The sequence below is a fragment of the Arthrobacter mobilis genome (assembly GCF_012395835.1).
Taxonomy (GTDB): Bacteria; Actinomycetota; Actinomycetes; order Actinomycetales; family Micrococcaceae; genus Crystallibacter; species Crystallibacter mobilis.
The window spans coordinates 1-5,281 of record NZ_JAAZSQ010000045.1 but is presented as its reverse complement, the minus strand read 5'-3'; the positions used below and the strand labels follow the sequence as shown (position 1 = coordinate 5,281).

Sequence of the window (5,281 nt, the reverse complement as noted above, 5' to 3'; positions counted from 1 at the left end):
GGTTAAGCAGTTCCCCAACTGACTTAACCTTCGATCAAACCGCCTCCCCAGGCGGTTTTTTCGTTTACAGTGCAAGAGATTACGCGCAGAAAAAAAGGATCTCAAGAAGATCCTTTAAATGATCGTCAGTTCTGTTATCCCCGGAGCTCCATCCATCCCACGGAAAAACACCCGCCACTGATGCCCTCAGCGCACTGCACATCATGTACAAACCACTCCCTCCCTCCTTTTTTATTGCGTTTCTTAATGCGCAATGGTAGCTTTGTGCGCAACAAAAAACGCAATAGCAAGGGGGGGTAATGAGAGAAAGAACAAATATCATGCTAGATATAGGATTAAAGCAATCCTTACAACGGCTTTCGAATAAAACCAAAATGAGTCTAAGTGATCTTATTAACCAGAGATTATCAGGTTCACTTTCAGTTGAAGAACGCATTGGCGAAAAGCCTGAATGGATGAGAAACCTTGATCCCTATCTCGCCAATCACTTTTCAAATATTGAGTTACCGCTCCCTTCACCATTAAAAGAATACCAAGAAAAAATGGATGAGATAGATTCAATTATTAATGACATGATGGTTCTAAAGGAATATTTCAGAGCTAAGTTTTACGACGAAATAAAATAGGCACGCTATACGGAGGCGGAGAATTATGTTTTTTAAACGGTATTTAACGGAGAAGGAAATATACAAGGCAGCACTCCCAATTGTTAGGCTTCAAGGGAGAGTTAACACTTCATTACGTTTTTTATCCAAATACTCAGATGTAAACAAAAATGGATTAATTGCATTGCATCTTAATTTATTACATTTTATCTCATACAACATACACGGTGTAGAGTCTCTGAAAATCACTCAAGCAGGCATAAACAAAGCTGTACAACAAAGCCCTCACGCAGATGAAATAAAAAATATTGCGCAGGCAATAGGACGCAAAGGACCTGAGTACATCGAAGGATTAATTAGAAACCCATGGGGGAAGAAAAATGATAATCCACTAATATTTATAATGAGCATTGAAGAAAGTATAAAAGAAACCCTTAACTCAGGTTATATGTTATATAGAGTAGCTCCCATAACTGAGGGTGAAGCAGCTGCTTTCATGGATGTTCTTAAACAATTATTATTATTTGAGGATAATTTTCGCCTTTTTGGTAGAGACTTGGTTTATAAAATAGAAAAATTAAAAATCAGATAACAAAGTATGGTGAACGAAAAATGAAAGAGAGGATAGTGAAATGTGTAATACCAAGATTCTCAACTATGTATTGGTTAATTGCGTTCCTAGCATTTATATTCCCCGGTCGATCTTTTGCTGACGGTTACACCGCTTACTACCGATGTAATGGTACTCAGGAAGCATCTCTTACTGTTAAAGATAACAAACTAAGTATGGTTGTAGGTCTTTCTAAGTTTAATAGGCAACTGGATACTTATAGATTCAAAGAAAAGGGAATCGAAGTAGTAATGCAGAGAGCTGCTTCTGATGATAACTCTGAGGCCATAATGTCTTTTATTATGCCTGACGTTAACAATATGACCTTATTAGTTAAAAATAACGGCTACATTATCGTTAAGACAACCTGCTGGTTAACTAAAACCGACAAACAGTAGAACACGTAGTTAGTCGAGTATTTACCATAATACCTGTTGTCGGCATCAAAAAAGCCCGCATAGCGGGCTTCAGTCGTAAACTTCGCGGCGATGTCCAATCGTGGCGGCAAGGATAACAAGCTCGTCATCTCGGATCTCACACAGAACGCGATAATCTCCCACCCGATAGCGCCAGAACTCGCCCAGCTCACCTTTGAGCGGCTTCCCTGACTGGCGAGGATCGGCAGCAACTGCAATGCGTAAACTCATAAAATCCACAATCCGTCGTGCGTTCTGTTTGTCCATCTTGCGTAACGATTTGAGCGCCCGATCGGAATAGTTAATCGTCCAGACCAAGTGACTTCCTCACGTCTTCAGACGAATGCACTGCTTCATCACCACGGCGAACGCGTGCAGCAGTTTCTGCTGAAAGATAATAATCCTCCAGGTCTTCCAGATGCGCCAGTATTGCTTCCCGCGCATAAAACGTCTTTGTTCTGCCGGTTTGCTTCGCCAGCGAGTCCAGACGGGACTCAATCTCATCAGATAACCGGATAGCAAGCATATAAACCTCCCGAACACCATTTGCTATACATGTATATCAACAGTACCACAATCAACCTAAAAGAACAAAAAATAATCTTGTTAGCCCCTCTTGATAATCCGTAACGCGGTCAATATATCTAGCTTGAGGGCTTTCCTCTTAACTATTGAAAGGATAACGATTATGGGTCTTAAGCCGGGTCCGAAACGAATTGCCGATTCAACAGGGGAACCTGATAAACGCCAGCGTGACAATAAAAAAACGCCGGGAAATACTGACAAATTGAAACCCAGCAAATCTTCAAAAAAATAAGTCAGTAGTTAAAAGCCCTCCGGGGCTTTTTTGTATCTGCCGTTCACGCTGATTAAACATAACACCCGTTGCCCGCACCGCCCCGGACGGGTTCGCCGCGAACGGGGTGGCAGTCAGGTAAAACCGGCAACAAACCACCCGATAAACCGCCCCGTTCGCGACAGATAAATTTTACCTGGCTGCATAGCCATGCAGCCAGGTGAATGACATCCGGTTTCAGCGTAAATGCCCGATGAGAACCCTGTTTTCCTGCATTTCAGCCCAGCGACGGACCGTCATAGCTTCGCTGCCGGGAACGCGCTTCCGTCAGTTCCTTTTCGTGCTGCCGTTGCTCGTGCGCCCGTTCTGCGGCCACGGCCATCTCATGACGCTGCACTACCGGCTCAAACGCTGCAGTTGCCCGCTCAAGCGTTCCACCTGCTGACTCAAGCGCGTCACGCGCTCGCTCAGCGCCGCGTTCTCCCGTTGCATAAGCCCTGACATTTTCCGCCATTCCCCGAAGGCGCTCTCCCACTCGTCCAGCCTTTTCGAGTAGTCCTGCTGTAGCTGCTCTAATGCGCTCAGCAACTGTTTTTCCAGCTCGGTCATCGGCACTTACTCCTTCACCAGTCTCAGCGCGTTCTGCTTCGACCGCCCGTTCCCGACCGTCCAGCTCTGCGTCCTGTCTACGGCCGTCCCCTTCGGCAGCACCAGAAAACGTCCGTTGCTGTCTTCCAGGTACGTCACGCCCCAGGTCTTCGCGTTCAGCTTCGACAGCGCTGCGTTCTGCCGGTCGATTTCGGCCAGATTTGACGCTATCAAGCTCCCCTGATACCACAACACCCCGCTCAGGCTGGCGAACAGCAGTCCTGACACCATCGTGATGGTCAGCCATGTCCGCCCGACCATACGCATCACGCTCAGGCGGTTCGACTGCATGGCCGCGCTCATACCCTGCTCGTGGGCGCGGATGGCGGCGCTGATTCTCTTCCCGCTTTCGCTCAGTTCCGCTCTGACAGACTTCTCGTGCTCGCTGAATGCGGCTTTCAGCATTTCGCCGGTACTCTGCTGCTGCGCTTTCGATTTCTGCTCTAAGTCCTTCGCCAGCGTTAAAAGACTGTTCATAGATGGCTCCCTTAAGTCGGATGTTTCGCCCTCCGTCCGGGTCGGCAATGCTGATGCTGCTCTTTGTGGTGCGCACGACCTCAAAACCTGCGCTTTCCAGCGCCTCAGTGACGTCCTGACGCGTTTTAAGCTCCCCTGACGAGGCGAGGGCCAGTAAGCCCCGCGTAATAGCCTCTGCGGCTTCCTGCTTCGTTTTGGGTAACGAAGATGGCGTCACCAGCGCGCGCCGGTTCTCCGGTGCGTTCGGGTCGTGCAGCCCCAGTCGCCCGTTCACCACGGTCTGCCACGCATCGATGCGCGGACGGTCTGCCCGGTCGTAGTACGGCTGGAGACGCCTGCCGGTCAGCAGTTCCGTGTTCGGTACCAGAAAATTCAGTTCCAGCCGCCCCTTGTCCCGGTGTTCAACCCACAGCACGCTGTACTGGTCTTTATCGAGTCCGGGCATCAGAACCCGCTCGAAGCTCGCCATCAGCTTTTCACGCTGGCCGGGCGGTAAATCCTGTTCAGCAAAAGACAGGACGCCGGAGGTGTACTTTTTGGCGTAGGGCGAGGCGTCGATAAGCTCCCGGACCTCCTCCGGCTTTCCCTGCAGGACGATGGCCCCGTCGCGCTGGCGGTCTTTCCCCAGCAGATAATCCACCGGCCCGGCACCGCCGCCTCGCCCTCGCGGATGAAACTTAACGATCATCGTCTGCCCCCTTTTCCAGCACGGCATGCCGCAGCCGCTCGAGTTCGGCATCAATGGCCATCAGCGCGGCCACCACCTGAACCCGGTCAGCGCCTGACCACTGGCCGCCGTTAATTTTCCGGGCGATCTGGTTGAGGTTGTTCCCCATCCCGGCAAGCTGGCGCAGCAAAACCGGATCGATGGACGGCAGCCGCAACGACCGCGCCGGGCGCGTATCGAGACAGGTTTCCCGCATCCACACCGCCAGTTGCCTTCCATTGCAGCGCTCCAGCAGCTGCTGGTACTCCCCATCGGTCACCCGGATACCTAAAAAACGGGTACGCTTAACCGCCATCCTCTCCTCCGATATCCGCAAAATGTGACCGGGCTGAACGCTCAAGCTCTGCCATCTGCTCCCGGCGGTAATCTTCCTCCTGTGCCTGACGCATCAGATTTGCCATCACTGCCGGATGCCAGGATCTTTTTTTTACGACGAGCGGCTTCTTCTTCGGCTTCTGCATTATCCCTCCTTCGCAAACGCCGGACGGCACGGAAAAGTTTTCCGGGTCGCTCCGGCGTTGGACAAGCGCCAGCGCGTCAGTGGTGTTAGCGGGTTTCGGGGCGCAGCCCTGAACCAGTCACAGCGTTTACGCTGTGTATACTGGCTTACTATGTTGGCATGAGAGCACGATTCATGAAAGTGCCTCATGTGGCAGGTGTGATATGTGGCTCAGGAGCGTCCGCAATACCATGCACGGACAGATGAAATGACGCCTCCTCGCTCACTCGGTAGCTGCGCTCCTGCCGTTCGGCTGCGGCGGGCGTGACCGACTCACGGATAACGGGATAAAGCAAAGGCGCTCAAATCAGAAAGGGCCGGAGAAAAGGATGCGGCGTTGCCGTTTTTCCATAGGCTCCGCCTCCCCTGACGAGCATCACAGAAATGGACGCTCAAGTCAGAGGAGGACGAAACCCGACAGGACTTAAAGATGCCGGTGATTTCTCTCCGGCGGCTCCCTCGTGCGCTCTCCTGTTCCGACCCTGCCGTTTACCGGATACCTG

The 5,281-nt window shown here is 51.0% G+C and carries 9 protein-coding genes; 3 read left to right on the top strand and 6 right to left on the bottom strand.

What is annotated here, in order from left to right; genetic code table 11:
• Window positions 1-299 precede the first annotated feature (299 nt).
• Genes HGG74_RS20680 through HGG74_RS20670 form a run of 3 tightly spaced genes read left to right on the top strand, consistent with a single transcriptional unit; the run spans window position 300 to window position 1,613 of the window.
• Window positions 300-626 carry a hypothetical protein gene (locus HGG74_RS20680; RefSeq protein WP_050516389.1) on the top strand — a complete coding sequence of 109 codons (327 nt, stop codon included), beginning with the start codon at window positions 300-302 and terminating at the stop codon, window positions 624-626.
• Window positions 627-651: 25 nt separating this feature from the next.
• Entirely contained in the window at window positions 652-1,197 is a 546-nt protein-coding gene (locus tag HGG74_RS20675; RefSeq protein WP_023317533.1) for a hypothetical protein, read from the top strand.
• 20 nt (window positions 1,198-1,217) lie between these two features.
• Window positions 1,218-1,613: a hypothetical protein gene (locus HGG74_RS20670; RefSeq protein ID WP_004198361.1), complete on the top strand. Its 396-nt coding sequence runs from the start codon at window positions 1,218-1,220 to the stop codon at window positions 1,611-1,613.
• A 69-nt stretch (window positions 1,614-1,682) separates the two neighbouring features.
• Here HGG74_RS20670 and HGG74_RS20665 read toward each other — a convergent pair whose 3' ends face one another.
• The 6 genes from HGG74_RS20665 to HGG74_RS20635 all read right to left on the bottom strand — a co-directional run bounded on the left by HGG74_RS20665 (window position 1,683) and on the right by HGG74_RS20635 (window position 4,740).
• Entirely contained in the window at window positions 1,683-1,949 is a 267-nt protein-coding gene (locus HGG74_RS20665; RefSeq protein ID WP_004197762.1) for a type II toxin-antitoxin system RelE family toxin, read from the bottom strand.
• Complete coding sequence (relB, locus tag HGG74_RS20660) at window positions 1,933-2,157, bottom strand: type II toxin-antitoxin system RelB family antitoxin (RefSeq protein ID WP_000879771.1); 225 nt, start codon at window positions 2,155-2,157, stop codon at window positions 1,933-1,935. The genes HGG74_RS20665 and relB overlap by 17 nt, the downstream gene beginning before the upstream one ends.
• A 666-nt stretch (window positions 2,158-2,823) precedes the next feature.
• Window positions 2,824-3,036 carry an MbeD family mobilization/exclusion protein gene (locus HGG74_RS20655; RefSeq protein ID WP_021527181.1) on the bottom strand — a complete coding sequence of 71 codons (213 nt, stop codon included), beginning with the start codon at window positions 3,034-3,036 and terminating at the stop codon, window positions 2,824-2,826.
• A 6-nt stretch (window positions 3,037-3,042) separates the two neighbouring features.
• Entirely contained in the window at window positions 3,043-3,552 is a 510-nt protein-coding gene (locus HGG74_RS20650) for an MbeB family mobilization protein (protein ID WP_032433972.1), read from the bottom strand.
• A gap of 677 nt (window positions 3,553-4,229) precedes the next feature.
• Window positions 4,230-4,574, bottom strand: a complete 345-nt coding sequence (locus tag HGG74_RS20640) for a MobC family plasmid mobilization relaxosome protein (RefSeq protein ID WP_062955149.1) — start codon at window positions 4,572-4,574, stop codon at window positions 4,230-4,232.
• The gene (locus HGG74_RS20635; RefSeq protein WP_004197757.1) at window positions 4,564-4,740 is read right to left on the bottom strand and encodes a hypothetical protein; all 177 of its coding nucleotides are present in this window, start codon (window positions 4,738-4,740) and stop codon (window positions 4,564-4,566) included. Before HGG74_RS20635 ends, HGG74_RS20640 begins: the two co-directional genes overlap by 11 nt.
• Window positions 4,741-5,281: the final 541 nt, after the last annotated feature.